At 45.6% G+C, this 25,653-nt stretch carries 18 protein-coding genes; 10 read left to right on the forward strand and 8 right to left on the reverse strand.

What is annotated here, in order from left to right; translation table 11 throughout:
- Positions 1 to 477: 477 nt before the first annotated feature.
- Both ACE1AQ_RS14365 and adhE read left to right on the forward strand, forming a co-directional pair.
- The gene (locus ACE1AQ_RS14365; RefSeq protein WP_374808638.1) at positions 478 to 4,239 is read left to right on the forward strand and encodes a class I SAM-dependent DNA methyltransferase; all 3,762 of its coding nucleotides are present in this window, start codon (positions 478 to 480) and stop codon (positions 4,237 to 4,239) included.
- A 334-nt stretch (positions 4,240 to 4,573) separates the two neighbouring features.
- Positions 4,574 to 7,240, forward strand: coding sequence for a bifunctional acetaldehyde-CoA/alcohol dehydrogenase (adhE, locus tag ACE1AQ_RS14370; protein ID WP_110543566.1), 2,667 nt, complete (start codon positions 4,574 to 4,576; stop codon positions 7,238 to 7,240).
- A gap of 125 nt (positions 7,241 to 7,365) precedes the next feature.
- Here the strand turns inward: adhE and gloB are convergent, their stop codons facing one another.
- Complete coding sequence (gene gloB / locus ACE1AQ_RS14375; protein ID WP_110543517.1) at positions 7,366 to 8,139, reverse strand: hydroxyacylglutathione hydrolase; 774 nt, start codon at positions 8,137 to 8,139, stop codon at positions 7,366 to 7,368.
- A 163-nt stretch (positions 8,140 to 8,302) separates the two neighbouring features.
- Here gloB and ACE1AQ_RS14380 point away from each other — a divergent pair, with 163 nt between their 5' ends.
- Positions 8,303 to 8,860: a Panacea domain-containing protein gene (locus ACE1AQ_RS14380; protein WP_008200530.1), complete on the forward strand. Its 558-nt coding sequence runs from the start codon at positions 8,303 to 8,305 to the stop codon at positions 8,858 to 8,860.
- Positions 8,853 to 9,242 (forward strand): hypothetical protein, encoded by a 390-nt coding sequence (locus tag ACE1AQ_RS14385; RefSeq protein WP_008200532.1) that lies wholly within the window; start codon positions 8,853 to 8,855, stop codon positions 9,240 to 9,242. The genes ACE1AQ_RS14380 and ACE1AQ_RS14385 overlap by 8 nt, the downstream gene beginning before the upstream one ends.
- Before the next feature lie 35 nt (positions 9,243 to 9,277).
- On the opposite strand, the gene ACE1AQ_RS14390 is transcribed toward ACE1AQ_RS14385, so the two are convergent.
- Positions 9,278 to 11,128, reverse strand: a complete 1,851-nt coding sequence (locus ACE1AQ_RS14390; RefSeq protein WP_110543520.1) for a polysaccharide deacetylase family protein — start codon at positions 11,126 to 11,128, stop codon at positions 9,278 to 9,280.
- A 540-nt stretch (positions 11,129 to 11,668) separates the two neighbouring features.
- Here ACE1AQ_RS14390 and ACE1AQ_RS14395 point away from each other — a divergent pair.
- On the forward strand, positions 11,669 to 12,820 hold the full coding sequence (locus tag ACE1AQ_RS14395; protein ID WP_110543523.1) for an NAD-dependent epimerase/dehydratase family protein: 1,152 nt from the start codon (positions 11,669 to 11,671) through the stop codon (positions 12,818 to 12,820).
- 101 nt (positions 12,821 to 12,921) lie between these two features.
- On the opposite strand, the gene ACE1AQ_RS14400 is transcribed toward ACE1AQ_RS14395, so the two are convergent.
- From ACE1AQ_RS14400 to ACE1AQ_RS14410, 3 genes are read right to left on the reverse strand one after another with little or no spacing between them, the layout of a single operon-like run.
- A complete protein-coding gene (locus ACE1AQ_RS14400) occupies positions 12,922 to 13,422 on the reverse strand; it encodes a Spy/CpxP family protein refolding chaperone (RefSeq protein ID WP_110543525.1) in 501 nt (166 codons plus the stop codon).
- Between the two features lie 20 nt (positions 13,423 to 13,442).
- The gene (locus ACE1AQ_RS14405; RefSeq protein ID WP_110543527.1) at positions 13,443 to 13,817 is read right to left on the reverse strand and encodes a hypothetical protein; all 375 of its coding nucleotides are present in this window, start codon (positions 13,815 to 13,817) and stop codon (positions 13,443 to 13,445) included.
- The gene (locus tag ACE1AQ_RS14410; RefSeq protein WP_110543529.1) at positions 13,817 to 14,401 is read right to left on the reverse strand and encodes a sigma-70 family RNA polymerase sigma factor; all 585 of its coding nucleotides are present in this window, start codon (positions 14,399 to 14,401) and stop codon (positions 13,817 to 13,819) included. Before ACE1AQ_RS14410 ends, ACE1AQ_RS14405 begins: the two co-directional genes overlap by 1 nt.
- 440 nt (positions 14,402 to 14,841) lie before the next feature.
- Between ACE1AQ_RS14410 and ACE1AQ_RS14415 the strand changes: the two genes are divergently transcribed.
- The 5 genes from ACE1AQ_RS14415 (at position 14,842) to ACE1AQ_RS14435 (ending at position 23,735) form a co-directional block, all read left to right on the forward strand.
- Positions 14,842 to 17,322 (forward strand): type II CAAX prenyl endopeptidase Rce1 family protein, encoded by a 2,481-nt coding sequence (locus ACE1AQ_RS14415; RefSeq protein WP_374808642.1) that lies wholly within the window; start codon positions 14,842 to 14,844, stop codon positions 17,320 to 17,322.
- Positions 17,323 to 17,403: 81 nt separating this feature from the next.
- Complete coding sequence (locus ACE1AQ_RS14420; RefSeq protein ID WP_374808644.1) at positions 17,404 to 18,258, forward strand: hypothetical protein; 855 nt, start codon at positions 17,404 to 17,406, stop codon at positions 18,256 to 18,258.
- Positions 18,258 to 20,111, forward strand: a complete 1,854-nt coding sequence (locus tag ACE1AQ_RS14425) for a caspase family protein (protein ID WP_374808646.1) — start codon at positions 18,258 to 18,260, stop codon at positions 20,109 to 20,111. Before ACE1AQ_RS14420 ends, ACE1AQ_RS14425 begins: the two co-directional genes overlap by 1 nt.
- The gene (locus ACE1AQ_RS14430; protein ID WP_110543694.1) at positions 20,101 to 21,198 is read left to right on the forward strand and encodes a MoxR family ATPase; all 1,098 of its coding nucleotides are present in this window, start codon (positions 20,101 to 20,103) and stop codon (positions 21,196 to 21,198) included. Before ACE1AQ_RS14425 ends, ACE1AQ_RS14430 begins: the two co-directional genes overlap by 11 nt.
- 8 nt (positions 21,199 to 21,206) lie before the next feature.
- Entirely contained in the window at positions 21,207 to 23,735 is a 2,529-nt protein-coding gene (locus ACE1AQ_RS14435) for a formylglycine-generating enzyme family protein (RefSeq protein ID WP_110543697.1), read from the forward strand.
- Between the two features lie 432 nt (positions 23,736 to 24,167).
- Here ACE1AQ_RS14435 and ACE1AQ_RS14440 read toward each other — a convergent pair whose 3' ends face one another.
- The 3 genes from ACE1AQ_RS14440 to ACE1AQ_RS14450 all read right to left on the reverse strand — a co-directional run bounded on the left by ACE1AQ_RS14440 (position 24,168) and on the right by ACE1AQ_RS14450 (position 25,517).
- Positions 24,168 to 24,638, reverse strand: a complete 471-nt coding sequence (locus tag ACE1AQ_RS14440) for a DUF3368 domain-containing protein (RefSeq protein WP_052275698.1) — start codon at positions 24,636 to 24,638, stop codon at positions 24,168 to 24,170.
- On the reverse strand, positions 24,635 to 24,937 hold the full coding sequence (locus ACE1AQ_RS14445; protein ID WP_081106738.1) for a UPF0175 family protein: 303 nt from the start codon (positions 24,935 to 24,937) through the stop codon (positions 24,635 to 24,637). Before ACE1AQ_RS14445 ends, ACE1AQ_RS14440 begins: the two co-directional genes overlap by 4 nt.
- Before the next feature lie 229 nt (positions 24,938 to 25,166).
- Positions 25,167 to 25,517 carry a PIN domain-containing protein gene (locus ACE1AQ_RS14450; protein WP_008196899.1) on the reverse strand — a complete coding sequence of 117 codons (351 nt, stop codon included), beginning with the start codon at positions 25,515 to 25,517 and terminating at the stop codon, positions 25,167 to 25,169.
- Between the last annotated feature and the right edge of the window lie 136 nt (positions 25,518 to 25,653).

The following is a 25,653-nucleotide window of genomic DNA, read 5'->3' on the forward strand; positions in this document are numbered from 1 at the left end:
TAAAAACCCTTGACAAATGACGAGACTTGCTTTAAACTTTTTATATAGTGGGAATCCGTGCGCCCATATATATAGGGTTTTTGAGCAAAGATAAGAGAGAAAAAAATAGACCCCAAAATCGGGTTGAGTAGGAAGAGGATAAAGGTATGAAGACAGAAAATTTCTCTCCCCGACAAGCATTAAACAAAGCATTCCTGAGTAGGGATAATTCATGAATTATCCCTACGGAATTATCCTTACGGAATGATCCCTACGGAATTATCCCTACGGAATTATCCCTACGATCTGAATTGTTGTTACGGTGATTATAAAATCGGCCTGATTTTTTTTCTAAAAACCCTTGACAAATGGCGAGACTTGCTTTAGACTTTTTAGATAATGGGAATCCGTGTGCAAATATATATATAGTTTTTGAGCAAAGATAAGAAAGAAAAAAATAGACCCCAAAATCGGGTTGAGTAGGAAGAGGATAAAGGTATGAAGACAGAAAATTTCTCTCCCCGACAAGCATTAAACAAAGCATTCCTAAGAGTCAAACCGAGTCGTAGTCAGGTAGAGAAGTTTCAAACCCACCTAGAACAACTTTTGGGGAGTATAAACGAGACAGAATCGGAGGAGTTCCATAAAAACCTGCTTGCAGACTTTCTCAAACACAGCTACTATAGTCCCCAACATTTCATCAACACCAAGGGAAGGAATGATTTAGTCATCCATAATGGGAAAGAATCGCGGGATTCCGTGGGGGTGATATTGGAAGTCAAGAAACCCAGCAATAAAAGCGAGATGCTGCGGAGAGACAAACTCAACTGTAAAGCATTACAAGAATTACTCCTCTACTTCCTACGGGAAAGAATAACCGAGAAAAACCTAGAGATAAAACACCTGATTGCTACCAATATATATGAGTGGTTTATCTTCGATGGGAATATCTTCGAGAGACTATTCGCACAAAATCAGGAACTTGTCAGACAGTTTAATGACTTTGAGACGGGGAGACTAACGGGAAAAACCACCGACTTCTTCTACAAACAGATAGGAGAACCCTTCCTGAACTCCATACTCGATTCCCTGACATACACCCATTTTGACTTGCGGGAATACTCCCAAACCATCCGGGAGGACGAACATAACCTTATCAGTCTCTATAAAATCTTTTCTCCCGAACACCTCTTAAAACTCCCCTTTGCGAACGATAGCAACAGTCTCGACAAAAACTTTTATAGTGAACTGCTGCATATCATCGGATTGACAGAGATAAAAGAGGGAGGAAAAAAACTCATCCAACGTCTGCAACCAGCAGCGCGACAACCCGGTTCGCTGCTAGAGAACGCTATCAGTCAAGTGGAGAGTTTAGATAAAATCTCTCGTTTACCCAATCCCGAAGAATTTGGGGAGACGGAAGAGGAGAGACTATTGAATATCGGTTTAGAGTTGGGGATAACCTGGATAAATAGAATCCTCTTCCTCAAACTATTAGAAGCGCAGATAATTAGGTATCATCGGGGGGATAAATCCCTAGGGTTTCTCAATTTAGGCAAAATTGCCAACTATGACGACTTAAATCGCTTATTTTTCAGCGTTTTGGCCAAAAAACAGACAGAAAGAAGCAAAGACATCCAGAATACCCATACTCAGGTTCCCTATCTCAACAGTTCCCTATTTGAACCGACAGACTTAGAACAGTCAACCATAGTCATCAGTAACCTGCGTTCGGAGAATATAGAGATTTTTGCAGGAACAGTCTTAAAGGATAGTCAGGGGAAAAAGCGAACAGGAGAAATCAACGCTTTAGCATACCTATTTGAGTTTCTCAATGCCTACGATTTTAGCAGCGAAGGTGGGGAAGCGATACAGGAGGATAACAAGACTCTTATCAATGCGTCAGTGTTGGGATTAATCTTCGAGAAAATCAACGGATATAAGGATGGTTCCTTTTTCACCCCCGGTTTCATCACTATGTATATGTGTCGGGAAACGATTCGACGCGCAGTGATAGAGAAATTTAACCAGAGTCAGGGATGGGATTGTCAGACAATCGAGGATGTGTATAACCGCATCAAAGATAAAACGGCAGCCAATGCTATTATCAATAGTCTCAAAATTTGTGATCCTGCGGTGGGTTCGGGACATTTTCTTGTTTCTGCTTTGAACGAGATAATCGCGATTAAGAGTGAGTTACAGATTTTAGTGGATAAAGAGGGTAAAACTCTCAGGGATTATCGGGTTGAGGTGGTGAACGATGAGTTAATCGTCACCGATGATGACGGTAATCTGTTTGAATATAATCCCCGCAGTCGAGAAAGTCAGCGAGTACAGGAGACTTTATTTCAGGAAAAACAGCGTCTGATTGAGGGGTGTCTCTTTAGAGTTGATATCAATCCCAACTCGGTGAAAATCTGTCGGTTGCGTTTATGGATTGAGTTACTCAAGAATGCTTACTACAAAGCAGATAACGAGTTAGAGACGTTACCGAATATCGATATTAATATCAAGGTTGGCAATTCTCTGATTAGTCGCTTTGGGTTATCCAATGATTTACAAGTCTTTTCCCGCAAAAATCGTTTAAGTATCGAGAGTTATAAGGATGCGGTGAGAGTCTATCGCAATGCGGAGGATAAATCGCAAAAGCGCGAGATGGAGAGATTGATAAGTGAGATTAAGAGTAGTTTTCGTCAGACTTTACAGGGAGATAATCCTCTGAAAAAGCGCTTGCGGGGTTTGGAAACGGATTTATATAGTCTAGAGAATCAAATTTTGTTATTTGAGGAGTCACCCAAGGAAAAGAAAGCGCGGGAAAGGAAGATTATTCAGTTAAGGAATGAGATTGATAAGTTACGTCCGCAACTGGAGGAGATTGAAAGCGGTAAGATTTATCATAATGCTTTTGAATGGCGCTTCGAGTTCCCCGAAGTCCTAGACGATAAGGGGAATTTTATCGGTTTTGATGTGGTAATTGGCAATCCTCCTTATATCCGACAGGAGGAACTCAAAAATATTAAACCTATCTTGCAGAAAATTTATCAATCCTATACCGGGATTGCCGATTTATTTGTCTATTTCTATGAGAGGGGTTTACAAATACTCAAAACTAAAGGTTATTTAACGTATATCTCCTCAAATAAATATTTTCGTTCGGGATACGGAGAAAAATTAAGACAACTTCTCAGCAATTCGACCAAAATTTTTAATTTAATTGACTTTGGTGATTTTCCTGTCTTTGAAGAAGCTACCGCTTATCCCAGTATTATCGCTTTAAGTAAAGATAAATGGGATGGCAATCAGTTTAAAGCTTTAGCTTGGGATAAACACAGAGATCAAAATATCACCCAGTTTGCTACAATTCTAGAACAAGATTATCTAACCATCACTCAAGCTAATTTATCTGCTGATGGTTGGAAATTAGAATCTTCACAAACTTTAGATTTATTGGCTAAATTGCAAAAAGTCGGTACTCCTTTGGGAGAATATGTAAAAGGTAGCTTATATCGTGGAATAATAACAGGTTTAAATGAAGCTTTTGTGATTGATAAAATCACCCGCGATAGATTAATTAGTGAACATCCTTCCTCCGAGGAAGTTATTAAACCTTTTCTACGGGGAAGAGATGTGAAAAGATGGCGAATAGATTTCGCTGAACAGTATTTAATTAAAATTGAGTCATCGGAAAATAAAAGTCATCCTTGGTCAGATAAAAGTAAAATAGAAGCAGAAGCAATCTTTGCTCAAACCTATCCCGCAATTTATGCAAGATTTCAAGAATTTCGTGATAAATTAATTAAAAGAGATGATCAAGGTCGCTTTTTTTGGGAATTGCGTTCTTGTAAGTATTGGCAAGAATTTGAACAACCTAAAATTATTTATCCAGATATATATGAGTCCCAAAGTTTTATGATTGAACTGAATAAATTTTATCTAGCTAATACAGTTTATTTTATGCCAATCAATGAATTATGGCTTTGTGGATTACTTAATTCAGTTGTTATAGAGTGGTTCTATTCTTATATTTCTAATAAAGTTCGAGGTGGATATCTAAGAGCTTTTACCGATTATATTAGGCAAATTCCTATCGCTAATGCAACAGAAACCCAAAAACAAGCGATCAAATATCTAGTTAAACAATGTTTAGAAGCTAAGGGAAAAGAAGTCAAGGAGTTAGAAACAAAAATTAACCAAATAGTGTATGAATTGTATGGATTAAGTGAGGAAGAAATCAGGATAATAGAGGGGGAAATAAAATAAATATAAATGTAGGGTGTGTTAGCGAAGCGTAACGCACCCAAAAGCATCCCAAAGGACTAAAAAAAATTTGCTCCCCCTAAATCCCCCTTAAAAAGGGGGACTTAAATTTGATACATTAGTTCTCATGATAAATTCTGTTTTTAATAGTATGATGAACTCCCAATCGAACTTTAAAACCCATCTCCCCACTTCCCCATACCTATTACTTAGGATTATTAGTATTCTATAATACCAATGCTTAGGAAACTATAAAGAAAATCCCAAGATTGAGCGAGTACCTTGGCGAAAAAAGCTATAATAGAATAAAATGCCTAATTTTTTCGACAAAATTGTTATGATAGTTACCAATAGACAAGAGCTAGAAGAACTGATACAACAGGTAAAAAAAGCTCAACAACAATTTGCCAACTATAACCAAGAACAAGTAGATCTTATCTTCAAAAAAGCCGCATTAGCAGCCAACAACGCGCGCATTCCCCTAGCTAAAATGGCAGTACAAGAGACAGGGATGGGAGTAATAGAAGATAAAGTGATTAAAAACCATTTTGCCTCAGAAATCATCTACAACAAATATAAACACAGCAAAACCTGCAGCATTATCGAAGAAGATAAATCCTTTGGATTGCAAAAAATCGCCGAACCCGTGGGCATTTTAGCGGGGATCGTACCCACCACAAATCCCACCTCCACAGCCATTTTTAAAGCCCTAATTGCCCTGAAAACCCGCAACGGCATCATTTTTTCCCCCCATCCGCGAGCCAAAGACTGCACCATCGCGGCGGCCAAAATAGTCTTAGAAGCGGCCGTGAAAGCGGGCGCACCGGCCAGTATTATTGGTTGGATAGATCAGCCATCGGTGGAACTTTCCCAAGCATTAATGCAACATCCCAGCATTAATTTAATCCTTGCTACCGGCGGTCCCGGTATGGTAAAAGCGGCCTATTCTTCCGGAAGACCTTCCCTAGGAGTCGGTGCCGGCAATACCCCCGCTTTAGTGGACGAAACTGCTCACATAAAAATGGCCGTTTCCTCGATTATTCTCAGTAAAACCTTTGATAACGGCATGATTTGCGCTTCCGAACAATCGGTAATCGTTGTCGATAGCATCTATGAAGAAGTTCGACAGGAATTTATTGCTCGCGGGGCCTATCTTCTTTCCCCCGAAGAAAGGAAAAAAGTCGTCGGGATTCTCCTAAAAGATGGTCATATCAACCCCGATATCGTCGGACAACCGGTAGAAAAATTAGCCACCATGGCCGGAATTTCCGTTCCCGAAGATACCAGGTTACTAATCGGAGAAGTAGAAAATATTGGCTTAGAGGAACCATTTTCCTACGAAAAACTCTCGCCAATTTTAGCCATGTACCGGGCCAAAGACTTTGAAGATGGGGTCAAAAAAGCCGAAAAACTGGTCTTATTTGCCGGTCGAGGTCATACGGCCGTGCTTTATACCGCACCCTCCAATCGGGAACATATTAAGCACTTTCAAGACAACGTACAAACGGCCCGGGTATTAATTAATACCCCTTCCTCCCAGGGTGCAATTGGTGATATCTATAACTTCCGTCTCGATCCTAGTTTAACCCTCGGTTGTGGCACTTGGGGCGGTAATTCCATCAGCGAAAACGTCGAACCTACCCACCTATTAAATATTAAAACCGTAGCCGAGCGCCGGGAAAATATGCTTTGGTTCCGAGTACCACCAAAAGTATATTTTAAATACGGAGCATTACCCGTCGCTATTCGGGAATTAGCCGGCAAAAAACGGGCCTTTATTGTCACCGATAAACCTCTTTTTGACCTAGGAGTTACCGCAGCTTTAGAGGAGGTTTTAGAAGAAATCGGCATCACGATTAATATCTTTTATGATGTGGAACCCGATCCTTCCCTAGAAACCGTCGAACGGGGGTTAAATGTAATTAATACCTTCAATCCCGATGTAATTATCGCTATCGGTGGTGGTTCCCCCATGGATGCCGCTAAAATCATGTGGCTACTCTACGAGCATCCAGAGATAGAATTCGAGAGCTTGGCCATGCGTTTTATGGATATCCGCAAACGAGTCTATGAATTGCCCCCTTTAGGCGAAAAAGCTCTGATGGTGTGTATTCCCACCACTTCGGGAACAGGATCGGAAGTGACTCCCTTCGCCGTCGTGACCGATCGCCGTAATAATATTAAGTATCCTTTGGCAGATTATGCTCTAACTCCCAGCATGGCCATCGTCGATCCGGAATTAGTGCTGAATATGCCGAAAAAATTAACAGCCTACGGCGGAATTGACGCTTTAACTCACGCTCTTGAGGCCTACGTCTCGGTTTTAGCCTCAGAATATACTAACGCTCTTGCTCAAGATGCCATCAGACTGCTGTTTAAATACTTGCCCAGTTCCTATCATAACGGAGCTAAAGACCCGAAAGCGCGGGAAAAAGTCCATTACGCGGCGACAATGGCAGGAATGGCCTTCGCTAATGGCTTTTTAGGCATCTGTCACTCCATGGCCCACCAATTAGGGGCAATTTTCCACATTCCCCACGGTCTAGCCAATGCCTTGATGATTTCCCACGTCATCCTCTATAATGCCACCGATGCCCCCTTTAAACAGGCCACTTTCTCTCAGTACAAATATCCTAACGTGAAGTGGCGCTATGCCAGGATCGCTCATTCCTTGGGATTGGGCGGAGAAAGCGAGACCGAAAGTGTGGAAAGATTGGTATTAGCGATCGAATGTTTAAAACGGGAAATCGGTATTCCGGCCAGTATTAAAGAGGTAATTCCCGAAACTGAAGCCGAATTTATGGCCAAATTAGACCATTTAGCCGAACAAGCTTTCGATGATCAGTGTACCGGAGCCAATCCCCGTTATCCCCTGATTGAGGACTTAAAAACCCTGTTAATCCAAGCTTATCACGGCAATTTGCCCCTAGAGGTGGCGGTAAATGGTCACGGTGATGTCAGTCTTGCCGATTTGAAGTTAGAGCCGCAACCGTTGAGCTTGTAGGGATAGATTTTGCCTTTGATTCCCCCTACCCCCTGTAGGGTTGATTCATGAATCAACCCTACTTCTTGCCTTTTGCCTATTGCCTTTTGCCTTTCTTCACTGGGAAATTTATTTTGCACGACTACTTAAAAATTATCTTTTTTCCCCCGCAGCCGCGCAAACACTTGTACTGGTTCATTGCTATCCATGGTCATGGCCAAAGCGGGACTATCCCAACGCAAAAAAGGATTAGTCAGCTTTTCCGTCCCCAAAATTGCCGGAATCGTGGGAATATCTTCAGCGCGATGTTTTTCCACTTCCCGATAACGCTGTTGCAGAGCAGCATTATTAGGGTCAACTGTCAAGGCAAACTTTAAATTATTTAACGTATATTCGTGAGCGCACCAAACCCTAGTCTGGTCGGGCAGCGATCGCAATTTGGTTAAAGAAGCCACCATTTGGCCCGGTGTTCCCTCAAATAAACGACCACACCCCCCCGAAAACAGGGTATCACCACAGAATAACTCACCGTAATCTCCGGGGTTAACCGGGGGAAAATAATAGGCAATATGAGCGCGAGTGTGGCCGGGGACAAAGAAAACCTCGGCCCGGCGACCGGCAAATTCCACCCGGTCTCCCTCCTCTAAAAACAGCTGCTGGCCCGGAATGCGACCGCGATCCTCCTTTCCCCCATAAACACAAAGATGGGGATAACGATTAATTAAAGCCTGATTAGCCCCCACATGGTCGCCGTGGTGATGAGTATTAAAAATAGCGACTAAATCCACCTGTAAAGCCTCTAATCGCCTGAAAACGGGTTCAGGTTCCGCCGGATCCACCACAGCCGCAATTTTTTGCGCTCGATCGTAGAGGAGGAAAATATAATTATCGGAAAGGGCGTTAAGACGTTCGATCTCCATGGTAGAATTTTGGGCTAAGGTTTAACTCGATCATACCTATAGCAGCATCTTTGAGAAATCAGGCTAGAAACCTCAACCACTGGGACAAAATCTTAAATATGGCCGATGTAGAATAATAACTATAATAAAAGTGTCATAAAAAAGCAGTGAATTTATAGTAGTTATGACGATCAAATTTCGGTTTCATCCAGAGAAAGCAGTTGAAGCCGCTGCTATACTCTTAAAGCTGCACGGCAAACCGATGAAGTATTTAGGGTTGCTGAAAATGCTCTATATAGCTGACCGTCTTGCTTTAAAAACCATGGATCAACCAATTACTGGGGATAGATATGTATCAATGGATTATGGACCGGTTCTCAGTGGTGTTTATGATTTGATTAAAGGACAGCCCGTGGACTCTGCTTTACCCCTGTGGTCGAAATATATTTCTCCCCGGGATTCTAATTATGTTGACCTGCTGCAATATCCCGGCAATGAAGAACTCTGTGAAGAAGAAGAAATGATTCTTAAACAGGTTTACAAGACTTTTGGCCATCTCAATCCCTTTCTTGTAGCCGAATGGACTCACGATTTACCAGAATGGAAGGATCCCCATGGTTCGGCTATTCCAATTTTAGTGGAGGATGTTTTGCGATCTATGGGTAAAACGGAGGAGGAAATCGAAGATATTAGCCAAGAAGCCCAGCGAGAAGCCTATTTAGATGGAGCTTTACATGGCTAGTCTGGTAGTCAAGCTGGGGGATGCCTTTTTAATCGATACACCCCCTAATAAGCAACATCTCTATATTGCGATCGCAAAGACTTCTGAAAATAGATATTTATTTGTCAATGTTACAACTCGAAGAAGCAGTTCGGAAGCTACTTGTGTGCTTTTGCCCGGCCTTGGTGTCCCGAATTTTATCGTCTGTGAATCCGTGATTGCCTATCAATTTGCCCGGGAGATGGATGCCACGGAATTAGCCAGTTTAATCACTGCGGGTAGTCCGATTCCAAAAGGCTCCTGTTCAGCCACAATTCTCGCACAGATTCAGCAAGGTGGTCTAGTTTCTCGACGACTGAAAAACAAGTACAAAATTGCTCTTAGAGCTTTCTTAGATACATAGCTTCAGCCGTTTTCTGGTTAACAAGTTTTTGTCCCCTAACTCCCCGCAGGACAGGAATCGGCGAAAATTACGCAGGGAATCCCCACATGACTAACGGGAACAATATCGGGTTCTGTGGGGGGAAATAAAGCGACAACGTGGGGAACGGGACGGGGAGTATAATGCACTTGCGATTGACCCTGATAAGCGAGGGAAGTACTTGCTCCTGAATCCAACATCACCGCCTCCCGAAAACCTGCCTGTACTAATAATTCTCCCAAAGCCATGGAATCGATCGGCTCTCTGGAAACCCCGATTACTGGCTGTCCTGCCTGATTAATCCCCCAAAAAGCCCGGTGACGCAGGGCATCAAAACCGTAAAGTGTACCAAAGGACTCTCGCGATTGTGGTTGTCCATCTTTGACTAACCAAGCGGCCGCGACAAAAGCATCCGTCACCTTGAGATCATCTCCGGCCTCCGCTGCGATTCCTTCTAGGGTATTATGACGGACAGGATCGAAGGGAAGATAACGCACCCATCGCTCGGTAATGATTACTAAAGGACGACCCTCTAACTTGCCGATTTCTCCCTCATATCCCGGGATAAAGCCGCCATTTTCGCTTAAAACCGGCCCGATCATCTGATTTGAGTCCAATTCCTTGAGGGAGAAAAAACCGCCATCTACAGCCGCGACTGCTTCTGTACCGGCGATAATTTCCTCCACTTGATAGCGACTATCAGCGTGGATGGTTTTGGGAATCCCGCCACTAATTAATACAAGTGTATTAGTTGGGAATTCCACTTCCCGTTTTTGGATGGTGGTGGCAAAGTTAAAACCGCCATCGGCACGGGGTAAGGGATCACCTCCCCAAGCTTGCGGGACAACTTCTCGCGTGCGCGATTGCCCAAAGCGTCCAATAGTGAGTAAATCGGGGGATTGTCCAGCAAAATGCTCATCGAGGTCATTCATCGATAAAGCCGCCCGATAACCCGCTTTTTTGACGAATTCCTTCACTCGATCGTCCGCCTTCCCTTCCGGATAGGTGAAATAATTAATCGGAATGCCCAATTCTTTTTCTAAGATTTGTTTCGATTGCTTGACTTCTTGCTCCAAATCTGCATCGGATAATAACCTTAAATCCCGGGGATGACTAACACTATGGGAGACAATTTGTACTAGAGGATCGGCGGCCATTTCCTGGAGTTGTTGCCAAGTGACACTGGTTCTGCCGGTTTTTTGAGTCATTTTATTGATATAAATCGAGAAAACGGCGGGATAGTTATATTTTCTCAATAAAGGATAGACATACTGGTAATGTCCCCCATAACCATCATCAAAAGTTAATAAAACCGGTTTAGCGGGAAGGGGGATACCTGTCCGCAGATGGGAAATTAACCAATCGATACTGATAGGAGTTGCCCCGATTTCCTGCAAAAATTGAAAATGTGCCTCTAATTCGCCTGGAGTAACGTCAAAGAATACCTCTTTTTCTGGTAAAATGTCGTGATACATTAAAATAGGTACTTTTGTCTCTTGCGCGCGGGGATGAATTGCCGGCCAGGGGGCCAAATCGATCGCCGTTGCCGAGTTATTTTGCCAATTATCGAGACTAATATCGTTTTTTTGGAGAGATAGGGAAACAATCACGCGATCGGAGAGGTTTTTATAGGTTTTACAGTCAAAAACTCTCGATATATCCTTAAAAGAACTATTTTCTAGAACATAATCCGCGCATTCCGGTTGAAACTCCCTAAAAGGTGCGGGGAGAGAATCACCCCCCACCAGAGCATTAGAACGAGGATAGAGAGAACTTGCCCAAATAATCAGACAAACGACGATAAATGCCAAAAATCCGTATAGGGGAAGGAAAGAAAAGGAAGATTTTTGCCGAGCTTGCCAACGCATAAGATCAAGTAATAAAGTAAAAAGTAAAAAGTAAAAAAGCAGATAGTCCTTGAGTTACCGAAAAAACTGCCTTTTATCTAGATTTTTGGCTTTTGTTTTCTCGTCAGCAAAGCCCACTGATTACAAGCTGAGTTTCTCCATAATTCGTTCCCTTGTCAAGTTTTCTAGAACACCCTCATCAGTTATCAGTTATCAGTTATCAGTTATCAGTTATCAGTGAGCAGTGAGCAGTGGACAGTGGTAATCAGTGAGCAGTTGTCAATAGACTACCTTTATTGATTCTCCCATCTCCCTTCTCCCCACTCCCCTCTCCCCAATTCATAATTTATAATTCATAATTTATAATTTCCCATTCCCCCCACTGATAACTGGTTACTGTTTACTGGACGGCTACGCCGTGCCTTTGGCAACACTGAAAAACCCCACACCCCACACCCCACACCCCACACCCCGCTATATTCACGGGGATTAAACTGGTAAAGCGTGACACAAAACTGCTAGAGTTACCAAAGACGAGTATATAAACTTTACAGATATTGTATGAGAGTTTTGGTTATTGGCGGAGACGGCTATTGTGGTTGGGCAACGGCACTCCATCTATCAAATAGAGGTTACGAAGTAGGCATACTTGATAGTTTAGTTCGTCGCTATTGGGACTTACAATTAGGCTGCGATACCTTAACACCGATCGCACCCATATCTCATCGGATTCAACGCTGGCAAGATCTGACGGGAAAATCGATCGATCTTTTTGTCGGGGATATCAATAACTACGACTTTTTGATTCAATCCCTGCGACAGTTTCAACCGGATGCGATTGTTCACTTCGGAGAACAGAGATCTGCACCCTTCTCCATGATCGATCGCGAACACGCGGTTTTAACCCAAGTTAACAACGTTGTTGGCAATTTAAACATCCTCTACGCGATGAAAGAGGAATTTCCCGAAGCGCACCTAGTGAAACTGGGAACCATGGGTGAGTATGGCACACCTAATATAGATATTGAAGAAGGCTACATCACGATCGAACATAACGGTCGTAAGGATACTTTACCCTATCCCAAACAGCCAGGTAGTATGTACCATCTCAGCAAAGTCCACGATAGCCATAATATCCATTTTGCCTGTCGGATGTGGGGTTTAAAAGCCACGGATCTTAATCAAGGGGTGGTTTATGGAGTCCTCACCGAAGAAACGGGAATGGATGAGATGTTGATTAACCGTCTCGATTACGATGGGGTTTTTGGTACTGCTTTAAACCGTTTTTGTATTCAAGCGGCGATCGGTCATCCCCTGACAGTGTACGGTAAAGGTGGTCAAACGCGAGGATTTTTAGATATCCGCGATACCGTGCGTTGTTTGGAATTAGCGATCGCCAATCCTGCTCAATCGGGGGAATTTCGCGTTTTTAACCAATTTACCGAACTGTTTAGCGTCGGTGACTTGGCACTGATGGTGAAAAAAGCTGGTTCCGCGTTAGGGTTAAATGTGGAGATTAACAATCTTGACAACCCGCGCATCGAGTTAGAGGAACATTATTTTAACGCTAAAAACACGAAATTACTCGATCTAGGCCTACAACCTCACTATCTCTCCGATTCTCTCCTCGATTCCCTCTTGAACTTCGCCACCAAGTATAAAAATCGGGTAGATATGAATCATATCCTACCAAAAGTCACTTGGAAACGATAATTTATTAGTAAATGATAAGTTGAGGATGGGTTACTTGCCCATCCTTTCCGTTTTTCTAATGTATCGCCATCAAACTCGATCTTAATCCGCACTGATGGGAATTATGGTCGTCCGCAATTGGGGAAATTAGGGCAACGTTCCCTCATTAACTGGGAAAATTCCGTTCTTTGAGCGGGAGTTAAGACTTGGCGAATTTCTAAAAAACTTTCAAATTGCAGGTTACTCATTTCTTGGCGATTGCGGGAGATTTGCTGATGTTTAGAACGGAACTCTCGATCGGAGGCATTATTCGATAATAAACTATTTAGTTCTTGTTCATTCTTTCTAATAGTTTCTTGCAATTTTTGGATTTGTCCTCGGTATTTCTGACGAATAGCGGCAACTTTTGACTTTTGGTCATCGGTAAGGTTTAATTGTTCGATTAGTCCTTCTCTAGAATTATTCATCCGACGGGGACGACTCTCAGGACGCTGGGGAGAGCTAGTTTGAGCAATAAATAGACGATCTTGGGGATAGGATAACACCGTGGCAGTTGGGGCCAGGTTAGCGGCCAGAGTTAAAGCCATGGTCGTGCCGAGAATCGAGAGAGTAGAAAGGGACATAATTGACCTCGACAAAGAAATTAAGGATTATAGGTAGAATAGGTAAGTTGAGGCTCGTTTAAGCTCATCCAAGGGGAACTATAAACGCTAGGAGCAGCAATCGGTGGAGCGATGCTATGGTTCCAACTTTCCACTAAAAAAGCTTCTAACTGCTCGTCAGAAATTTGGCCTAGTTGTGGATGAGGATCAGACCAACGATAGGAAGCAACAATCAGGGCCGATAAGGCAGTAATACCAGTTATCCACCCCAATAAAGGCAGGGATTTTGGCCAAGTTACCGGCCTTTCTCCCCTAATCATTTGCATTAACTGTTCTTCTTGATCTATCGGTCGAGGTGGCAGCGATGGACGATAGCGACGCAGAAAATTAACTACTTTCTCATCTTCTGGGGACATTAGAGAACTCCTTGTTTTTGCAAAAATTGACCCATGGTTTTACGCGCATAATGAAGACGTGATTTCACCGTACCGAGGGGAATTTCTAAGATTTGAGCGATTTCCTTTTGGGGTAAGTCCTCTAGATCGTGAAGGACAAGGACAGCGCGATGTTCTAAACTGAGAATTTCTAACCCTTGCTCGACCACTTCCTCATAATGCAATTGCATCAAATCGGGACTATCTTGGGGACGGGATTCGCTATCAAGGGAGTTTTCCTCATCAGTGCTTTTGGCCATCCTCATTTGTCTTTTGGCTAATTGTCGCCGACCATCGATCGCCACATTCCAGGTGATCCGATAAACCCAAGTGGAAAAGTATTCAGGGGAACGCAATTTCGGCAACCCGCGCCACACTCTTAAAAATACCTCTTGGACAAAATCCTCTAGGAATTCCTGTCCACAGAGTTGATAGAGAGTAGAGCGGATTTTTGGTTGATAAAGACGGTAAAGGTGACGAAAAGCACCCCGATCACCCCTTTGACATTTTAAGATTAACTCTCGATCGCTCACACTTGTTTGCTTATCGGTTATCACCTCGATCATTCCCCTTACCCCTAGCTACTTGTTCGTTTAGACTAGGGGGTGTCAACAATGGTTCATAACCAGTTATCAGTTATCAGTGAGCAGTTATCAGTGATTCAATTATAGCGGTTTTCACAGAGGTGAGTCCCGATTGAAACGCTGAAACGCATATCTATCAAGGGATTTACTATACCTCATTAGACTGAAAACCGTTATAGCGCACCTAAATGAAATGTAAAAACCCTCCGTTTGCCGTCGTGCTACACTTGACTTCTAGAGCCTACCCGTTCACAAATCAATTAGGCGCACTATATATAGCGTTTCTGATTCACACGAGGTACATTCCCGATCCTGAACAGCTTAATCAGCAAAGGTTTAAGTGTGCCGCACAGATGCGAGAACCGCTATATAACCAGCTACTTAGTCTAAACGCTGTAGGCTGGAGAAACCTGACTCGATCGATGAGCGTCAGCTATACCATGAAAAGAACGATTTCCCGGATTGTCTGGATACTTCTCTCGCTGGCGGCGATCGCTCTAGCGGTTTTTCTGTTCAGTCCGCGCCCCGTGGAAGAAGCCAAGGCTGACTACTGGATCATGAGTCGGTTAGCGGTCAATCAACCGGGCTATTTTCCCCTAGAGCAATCCCTCGATCCGCGATGGTATCGCCCGATCGCCCCCTGGATCGGTCGCCTGATTTTGCCAAAACCGGAGGAATATTCCGCCACACCGGGGGAAGATTGGACTTGGTTGCAGGTTTACCAAGCACCCCGGCCGGATTTAGTCGGTCAAAAAGTTCGTTTAGGTTGGCGGCAATCCCCGGCACTGGCTCGATATTTAGGACTGGTTACTAAGGATATTCGCTTCACTCCAGAGGCGATCGAGAGTGAAAAACAGGGAAATATCCTACCGACTCGCTTGAATGGTCGTTCAGGGGTCGGACCACTGCAAGCGCTGGCCGGATCGCGACCGCTCGATGATGTGGTGGTCAGCTTTCCCGATGCAGAAATCGGGGAAACGTCATTACAAGTGGAGCGAATGCCCTTGATCGTTACTGGGCGCTTTGTGGCATTGGTGAAAATTATCGGCGAAGCTCCCCCCCGAACCCCCAGCGACATCCCCAAGGTTTGCCCCGGTTCACCCCCCTGTGGGAGCGAACTTTTCCGAGTGCGACACTATAACCGCGACAGTGGACAATTCGACGGCAGCTCGGAAGTGATCCGCATTCCCCAACAACCCTTAGTTTCCGGAGGACGTTTTATCTCGACCCCCCGAGAGTTAGCAGCGGCGAGGGAAGGAAAGGAGGGCTGGTATATCTACGGTGCGCGGGGACGCGATAACCTCTTTACCGTTCAAGCAATCAAACCTCGATCGCTGTTTCAACTGCAACCGACGGCAACCCTGACCGGGGTGCAATCGGGCCAAGATTACATCGCCCGCAGCACTTGGAACGATACCCCATCCCGCAAAGGAACCGCCAGTCGGGTAACAGTCCTGCCGGAGGGTGAAAAAAAATCATGGAAAGAGGGCGATAAAGGCATAGGAATTCATCTTTTCGGCGGAATCGGCGGTAAAAAAGGCGAATCAATACAATTGGGAACGGTAACGGGTCATTTTTCCTATTTTCTCTACGAAGTGATTCGGGATGCCCTGACGGGAGAGCTGCAGTGGCAGCTCGATTATGATCAGGTGTACGCTCACAATCCCCAGGGGATTTTATCGGGATATCAGAGTTGGGCGAACTATACGGGTAGTTTAGAGCGGGGATGGCTTAATTCCCGACCCCTATCCGATGCGATCGTGAAATTAGACCTCTTGGAGGATTACAACTTTGGCAGGGTTTCTCTGTCCCCCCTGACAGAATTCCACAAGCAGTTAGAGATCATGATGGCTCGCTACCGGATCGGGGACGGGACCGGGGTTTCTAGTGTTACCCCCGCGACTTCCTGCGTGCAGGACTCGAATCAGGCCCTTTATATCACGATCGCTACCCTGCGCCACCAGTTTGAAACCGATCCGCAGATCGCCGCTTGGTTGACAACCCATGCCGACGACCCAGAAACTTTGCGTTTTCAACGTTTGGGACAATTGGGCGATCGTTTAGAACAAGTATTAGCTCCCCGGGGGGTGATCCGGGCCGATTGGCGGCAAAACGCCGAAATTCTCGCCGGTATCACCGATAGTCGCGGAAAAGGCTTGATTCGGGAAAATACACTGGCCAACGCTCTACTAAGCTGGCGATCGATGTTACCGCGAGGCAGCAATGACGTGATCGGTGAGATTTTCTTGCGGTCAGGAGCAACTCTCTGGTTCCTCCGTACTAATCAGGTTGGGGGAGCGATGCCGGAGATTTTACCCCTCGCACCGACCAAGTTATTCGGGGAAATGCTGATGATCGCACCGATGCTCCGTCGCACTTTGGGCGCGCTCGTGCTGCCCCTTACCGGTCGGGATTGGGGGGTGACGGCGATCGGATTGGGATTATACGCCGCGATCGCCCTGACCATCGGTTTCCGGTCGGGTTTTTTACGTTGGCACTTCCCCGAACGGAGACCGTTAGAGATACTGAAAATGCTCGTCTTTTGTTTTTTCTTCCCGGCATTCTGGGAGGAATTCGTCTTTCGGGTGCTGTTAATTCCCCATCCGGAAACGGCAACTTCCACAGCTAACCTGATCCTCTCTGCTTTGGTCAGCATCACGCTTTTTACCGTCTATCATCCCCTCAATGCAATTATTTTTTACAAAAAGGGCAATCCGACTTTTTTTCAGCCTATTTTCTTGATTTTAGCGGCTTTATTGGGATTAACTTGCACCGTTGTCTATTGGCTGACTGGTTCTCTCTGGACGATCTCGGTGCTGCATTGGTTGGTGGTGGTGGTTTGGTTGCTGTTTTTGAACGGTCTATCTCGACTGACAAGGCGATCGAAGCAAGGCAGTTTTTAAATTTGCTCTCGGTCTCAAGTGCGAAAAACCATTTAAAATTGAAAATCAACAGGGATAGGGAAGCTCTGTAACCGCACGATCATGGCTAAAATTGTCGGTGTTCACGGTATCGCGCAAGAATTTAGGGGTAGCCACACGATTTGTGCTGAGTGGTTGCCAAGTCTCAAGGATGGATTGAAACTCGCAGGAACCGAGTTAGAGTCCGATACTGATTTTCGTTGTGCGTTTTACGGAGATCTTTTCCGGGGAAAACCGAAAGCGCTCGGCATTCCGAACTACGATGTTAATGATATCGATTCCGATTGGGAAAAAGAATTACTCCAGTTGTGGTGGCAAGAAACGGAACGAGTGGAAAATAATCATCCCAATGCGGATAGCCTTTTGAGAGAAAAATCTACCCCGAAAATTATCCAGAGAGCTTTGTCGGGGTTAAGTGAATCTCGGTTTTTCGGTAGCATTGCCGAAAAATTGGTTATTTCTTATCTTAAGCAAGTGGGGAGCTATTTACACGATCAAGAGCTAAAACAGCAGATTCAAGAGCGAGTAATAAAATGTATCGATGAAGAAGATCCGCGGGTACTTGTAGCTCATTCTCTCGGTTCGATCGTCTGTTACGAAACTTTATGTCAGCATCCAGAATGGCCGATTAAAGTCTTTGTCACTCTCGGTTCTCCTTTGGGGATAAGACAATTAATTTTCGATCGACTGCAACCATCCCCCCGCAATAACCTGGGGTGCTGGCCCGGAAATGTGGAAAGATGGGTGAATATCGCAGACAATGGCGATGTGGTGGCGTTGACAAAGCAACTCAACCCTTTATTTGAGGGAACTGTCGAGGATAAGCTAGTTTATAATGGTTGCGAGGCTCACGATGCCAAAAGGTATCTGACGGCGGTTGAAACTGGGGAAGCGATTCGATCGGGGTTAATCGATTGATGGGCAATGATATGGATGAAGAAATCAAGTATTATCTAATCGCTTGTGGGACAAAGGATTACAACGCATTCGAGCAATTACCCAGCGTCGAGACGGATTTAGAATTGGTGAACAGTCTGTTTACCAGTGGTTTTGGATATGAAAGAGTTCTGCCAAGTTTACACTTGAATCCCACAACTAACGATCTTAAAAAATTATTCCCTAATTGGCTTCGGGATAGAGAGCGGCATGGAACGAAAAATATTCTTATTTTTTACTATTCTGGTCATGGCGAATATTGTCAAGGGGATGGACATTATCTCATACTGGAAGACACAAATAGTGACGATATACCTTCAACGGCTTTACCGACTCAAGACTTAGTTCGTCCTATTAAAAATAAGCAAGTAACCATCTCTCAAGTTCTCTATATTATTGATACTTGTTACTCCCAAAGTGGTGCGGGAGATATTATAAAATTCGTTAGCGATGCGATCAAACAATATGAAGCGCTTCGAGGAGCTAATATAGCTATTCATGTTATGGCCGCTTGTAGGGCAAAAGATACAGCGATCGAAGGCGTTTTATCCCGATCGCTGCAACAAGCTCTCGATGACATAAAAGCGATCGATTTTTATTCCCATTATGGATATGTCGATCTAGGTTTGTTGGTTGATAAAATGAACCAGAATGTTGACAGTAATCAGCGTGTTAATTATTCTGCGCTAGGAATTGAAACCTATGCTAGGTTTTTTCCTACTTATCCTAAAGCTGACCAAAAATGGGAAAATCAACGATTTAATTTAATCGAAAAACTTTTCAATATTTTAAATATTAATTCCGATAATAGTTTATTTTTAATCAACTCTTTTCTGTTAGTCTATAAAAATCCAATTCCAGATAAATTTATTTCAAACATAGAAGAGCTTAGAGGAAAACTAAAAGATTTATCTAGTAAGCCAGTTAATAAAGAAATATGTCCTTTGATTTTATTTTCTGAATGGTGCAGGTTGAAGTTATTTAAGAATGAAACCCTAGATATTGCTGAAAATATTGATACTTGGAAAGGTGAAGCTGTTCGATATAGGGATGGTGTGCAGTTAGACACAATCAAAAAATATGCGAGAGAATTGTGGGATAAATTTAATAAAAATATCGAACTAGAAGGAAGAATACAAATTGTAATCTCACCCGCAATTGATAAACATAATAATACTGGCTTACAAACAGAATATTTTCATGTAAATATAATGTTTTTTGTGGGAATAAACAATAAAATTAAGTTATGGAGTATCTATGAAAAAGAAGAAGATTTTATGATAGAAAAAATGCAAGATAGTTTCTATGAGGTAATTCCTGAAATGTTTTACTATTTACCCGATCGAGTGAGACTAGAGATTGAATTTTTCCTTCCATTTGCTTTGCTGAAACACTCCCTAGAAGATATTAAGTTTAGATGCGGTGAGGGGCCATCTATCGGATACGAGTATCCTGTTTTTATTAACTCCTTCGATCGCTATTTCGATGAAGATTTCCGAGAAATACGCGACAAGATCGAGGAGATCAAGAGAGCTTTATGGGAAAATAATAGCGATCTTGACCAGAAAGATTACTACATCGGAACCGAACCATCGATCGCCGATCTGGAAGAGATCGTGGAATCCCTGCCGATCGCCGTCTGGAGTCGAAACGCCGGCGAACCGATGACAGATAACGATCTAAACCCCTCGGAATGGAGAAACTGGCCCGATAATATCAAAGAATTACGCAGAAACAAGCGAAAAATCGCCCTTTTCTGGGACGATCTATACCCCAAACCCTCCCCGAGACCAAGACCTCTAAACACGAGAGTGGTGGAATCCAATGGCCAATAAACCAGTTACCAAAGCAGAAGAACTTCGCATCTATCGGGGTTTGACCCTGAGTGCCGATAGTTTACCCACACCCAAAGAACAAAGAAAACACCTCGATCGCATCCCACCGCCACCCCCTTGGCGCAGTTTTAGCCTATCCCCGGAAGAATGGACAAAAGCGGCGAAATCGCAGGAAATACCGCCCGAACAGGGAAAAATCGACCCTAGGGCTTTAGGATTCGTCGCGGATAAGAAAGCGGTGGAATTGGTGAATGCTGCCCTCTGTTTGCGTCGTCCCCTACTGATCGAGGGCAACCCCGGCGCCGGCAAGACTTCCCTGGCCTACGCAGTTGCCCGGGAATTGGGACTACCCGGCCCCTACCGTTGGTCGATCGTTTCCCGCACCACCCTTAAAGAGGGTCTTTATGCCTACGATGCGATCGGACGGTTACAGGAAGCTTCCCTACAAAGACAGAAAGTGGGAGAGGGGGGAGAGTACGAGGAGCCGGATATCGGCAGCTATCTAAGATTAGGTCCCATGGGGATGGCTTTTTATCAATCCCGTCCAGGACGACCGGCGGTGCTGCTAATTGATGAGATCGATAAAAGCGATATCGATATGCCTAACGATCTCCTCCATATTTTCGAGGAGGGATTTTTTGAGATCCCGGAACTGACACGATTAAAAACCGGCGACCAATCCGTTCTTCCCTATCGCGGTCAACAGGATGACAGCGAGGAAAAAATCCCGATCGATCGAGGTTGTGTGTCTTGTCAGGAGTTCCCCCTAGTATTCATGACCAGTAACGAGGCCCGGGAGTTTCCCCCTGCTTTCCTGCGTCGATGTTTGCGTTTAAGACTCGAACAACCCGACAACGAGGATGATTTCTATCGGATACTAGAGCAACGTTTCCCCCCAGAGAGCCTAAATCAATTGGACGAACCGGCCAGAAATCTGATCCGGGAATTTCTCGATCGAATTAAACGCAAAGACAAACTAGCCACCGATCAACTGCTCAACGCGGTCTATCTGTTACTACAGGGAAACGACCTCACCGACCCCGATAGCAAGCTGCTAGACACCATCTTTAAATCCTTGCAAGGGTAGGGGGAGAGATGGAAGGGAAAAAAGCCATCTGGTGGGAAGACGAGAGGGAAATGGCAGAACTGATCTGGTGCGCTGCTTACCTCGATCGAATTATCGCGCCTTGGTCGATCGAGCAGCCTGAACAGTCGGAAGCAACCTCATCTAATGATCAGGAGGATAACCAGTCATCCGGCAGCGGTGAAGAAACCCCTCCCCCCGGAGCGATCGAGCCAACGCTCCCCGTTGCCTATCCCGAAAACATCGATCGCCCGACGCAGACACCCCAGAAGCGCGATTCGGTCGAGAGCGATCGTTCTTCTCCCGTTCGTGTCCCCGATCCCTTTCCGATACCCGAACCCACCGCCATCAGTAAGGCAATTCTCCCCCTAGCGCGTCGCGTGCCTGGATTACGGGCCGACGAGTTGGATATCGAGGTTACGGTGGAACGGACGGCCGAAGCGGGGGGATTACCGATTCTCGCTTTCCGACCTCCCCTAGAACGTTGGTTAGAGGTTCACCTGTTGATCGATCGCTCTCCCCCGATGGAATTTTGGGGAGATCTAGCGGGGGGAATGACCACTCTCTTCCGTTGGCAAGGCTTTTTTAGGGATGTGCGGGTTTGGTGGTTCGAGACGGGTGAAAATGAAGCTCGTTTGCTTTCCGGCGCTGGGCAAATCGAACGGAACCCTCGCAGTCTGGTTGCACCCTCTGGGAACCGACTTTTTATCGTCCTAACCGATACTTTGGGGAAAGCTTGGCGATCGGGGTCTGCCTTCGCCACCCTAGCGGATCTGGGAAAAGAACACCCCGTCACCATTGCTCACATTTTCCCGCAGGAGCTATGGCAACGAACCGCTTTAGAGGGAGCGATCCTTCGGCCTTTGATCGCACCGGGTCCCGCTTCTGCCAATGCAATACTGCAAGTGGGGGAAAGACTCCGCACGAAGCAGATTCTCTATCGGTTCCCTATTTTCAATTTATCCCCTGCTCACTTTGCAACCTGGGCGAAATTTATCGCTGGGAGCGGTGGTAACTCCATTCAGGGGGTTTTAATGGGAGCAAAGACTGCGGGGGTGAATATGGGTGAAACCGGAGAAGAAGAGGCAGCCGCTCCGGAAGCGGAATCCCCGGAAGAGTTATTGAGAGGCTTTTTAATCGATGCCAGTCCCTTGGCCCGAGAACTGGCTAAAGTGCTGGCGGCCGTTCCCCTGATTCCTCCGGTGATGCGATTGGCACAGCGGCGATTTTTACCCGATAGTAAACATTGGCATCTAGCGGAGGTCTTTTTTAGCGGACTGGTCGAAAAATCTACCTTTAGTCCAGAAGGAGCGACGGTTCCGGATGCTTGGTACGATTTTTACCCCGGCATTCGTCAGCTACTGTTGGCAGATAGTGCCAACCGGCGCACGATCGATATTTGGCGCGGCATCGGCGATTATATTCGCGACCATTACGGTGAATTTCGCGATTTTTCGGCTCTAATCCCTAATCCACAGGGTTCTCTAGAGGATGCAGTCAGCGATCGCTCTCTCTATTTCGCTGAGGTGGACGCGGCTGTTCTCCGCACTTGGGGGGGAGAGTACGCCGATATCGCCCAAAACATCGAGGAGAGAGTGAGGCAGCGAAAACAGGAAATCTTGACCCCGGAAAAACTCCTAAAATTCACCTTCGAGACCCTATACGTCGATAAACGGGGAGAAATTACCAAAAGAGAACCCCTGGAGGCCTACTACTACGAGGAACCCCTAGGGGAGGGCATCGAACCCCTGACTATGGTTGCTATCCCGGGGGGCGAATTCCTGATGGGTTCACCGGGAGAAAAGGACGATTCCGAGTATGAAAAACCCCAACACCCCGTGAGCGTCAGTGCTTTTTACCTGAGCCAGACTCCGATTACCCGGGCGCAATGGCGGTTCGTGGCCCACCTACCGAGGGAGGGAAAAGACCTCGATCCAGACCCCGCGCGCTTTAAGGAAAGTGATAATAACCCCGTCGAGTGCGTGAGTTGGTACGATGCGATCGAATTCTGCGCCCGTCTGTCCCGTCACAAGGGAAAAAATTACCGTTTACCGAGCGAGGCCGAGTGGGAATACGCTTGTAGAGCGGGAACAACCACTCCCTTCCACTTTGGCGAGACGATCACGGGAGAACTGGCGAATTACAATAGTTCAGAGGTCTATCAACAAGAAAAGCCGAAACAATCCCCACACAAAACCACCCCCGTCCGCTCCTATCCCCCCAACGCCTTCGGGCTGTACGATATGCACGGGAACGTTTGGGAGTGGTGTTTAGATCCGTGGCATAGTGATTATCAAGGCGCACCGCCCACAGACGGGAGCGTTTGGGACGAAAAAAATATTGATAATCGTTATCAAAATTTATTAAATAGTATAAAAAAACTATTGACGGATAACCGAATTGGTGTACTGCGGGGCGGTTCTTGGTACGTCAATCCGACTGACTGCCGTTCCGCTTTCCGCAGCGGCCACGACCGCCGCGACGTCAACGACGTCAACGTCGGTTTTCGGGTGGTGTGCGGTGCTGGGAGGACCCTGTAACCCTTTTCCCCTTTTTTTCCCTCTTTTCCCTCATTCCCTTTTCTGGAATTTTTTTGGGCAGGCTATAGCACAAGTGTATTAGTTTAGGGGGTCAATTACCTGGGGGGTTTGATCCCCCCTGCCCCCCTTGATAAGGGGGGTTTGATCCCCCCTGCCCCCCTTGATAAGGGGGGTGCCGATAGGCGGGGGGATCTCCCTTGATAAGGGGGGTGCCGATCCCCCCTTAGTCCCCCCTTGATAAGGGGGGTTTGATCCCCCCTGCCCCCCTTGATAAGGGGGGTGCCGATAGGCGGGGGGATCTCCCTTGATAAGGGGGGTTTGATCCCCCCTTAGTCCCCCCTTGATAAGGGGGGTTTGATCCCCCCTTAGTCCCCCCTTGATAAGGGGGGCATCTGATAATTTTTAACGCCTACCTAGTTAGCGTCAGAACATCTATTGCTGCCGCAAAAGTCGTTCGAGTAGGCTGGGTGCAACCCAAAAGCCAGCTTCTTGGAGACGTTCAAAGGTTACTCTTAAATCGAGCAATCCGAATTGGGCAGCATCTTTGACAATGCCCAAAAGTCCAATAATTCTTAAGCCACGCTCCGAAGCAATTTGCCTCCCTGCTTTGTCATCTAAAATAATCAATTCAGCTTCAATTTGCTCTGCTAGTAAAATCGCTTCTTGCTCACCCGGATCGAGTTTTTCCAATCCTGACCTTGAGGATGTCCTAACAATTTCAATCCGGAGCCAATCAGGGGGGTTAGCAATCCAATTGCGAACGATAGATGGAGATTCTGAGGCCTTTAATTCATCAGCTACAGCTTCAGGAATGACCACAAGCTCATACAGTTCTTGTAGGATCATAATTTGGTCAATTAAGAGCAGGTAGCAAATCGGAGAAGTGTCAGAAACAACTATCATTTCGCTCTGAGTTCTTTGAGAGTTTGCAAATCGCGTTCTAGTTCAGTTTCATCATAATTCAGATAGACTCCCATCCGCTTTAAAAAGGCATGAGTTTCTAACCGAGAAGGTAATTGAAGGATGCGTCCAACTTCGGCCGTACTCAAGATACCGGCACGGTAAGCATCAGCAATAACCATTTCTAGCAGTTTATGAGCCAAATTATCGCCTGTTTGACCTAATCTCTGGGCGATTTCGTCGGGAATATCAACAGTGATTTGCATAAAATTATCGGAGTCGCTACCAGTTAGTTTTATCATAGGTGAAATAGATGGCTCTTCCAGTTTTTGTGTGGAAGGAAGAAGAATAGGGATAATTTGGGTGCATCTCTATTTGGTCGAATCTGAGATTAACCCTAGCCAAACTCATCCAACGCTCGCAAAGTTGGGAAGCGCACCTAGTCCAGGGAGATACCCACGGACTACGGCGGGATATCTTCGATTCTTACGAATTCACCAGAATATCGGATATTGTTGTGATCGCCGTCGTTCACTCACCGAAATACAGGTGAACCCGATTGCTCGTCCAGGTTGCCACGCCCGTGCCGAAAAAATCCGCGTCTTCCGTCCAGATCGGGCATTCCAGCAATAAAGCCAGCGCCACGACTGGCCAATCGTCCACATCCCGCGCGGCGATGCGTTTTCTAGCCTCCCCCTCGTAAGAAGCGTACAGGCTGTTATCCACGATCCGCACCCAACCGGTCAAACCTTCCAAGACTGCCATCGCGTCCTCGCTTCCTAGGTCGCGTTTCTCGAAAAGAATCGGTAAATATCGCCTTGCGTCGGCGTAACAGCGATCGGTCGTAAAAAAATCTACCGTGGGAGCGAACCGAGCGATCATCGGAAATTTTGGGTCTGAAACCCCGCCGTTCTAGGTTGGCTTTACGTTAGAATTAAAAGGCCAGTCTCGAAAACCAAGTGGACGGCGCAGCACCTTGAAAACTCGGCTTAGGGGGTTCCGACCAGAAAAGCTTGGC

This window comes from Microcystis sp. BLCC-F209, assembly GCF_041928595.1.
GTDB lineage: Bacteria > Cyanobacteriota > Cyanobacteriia > Cyanobacteriales > Microcystaceae > Microcystis.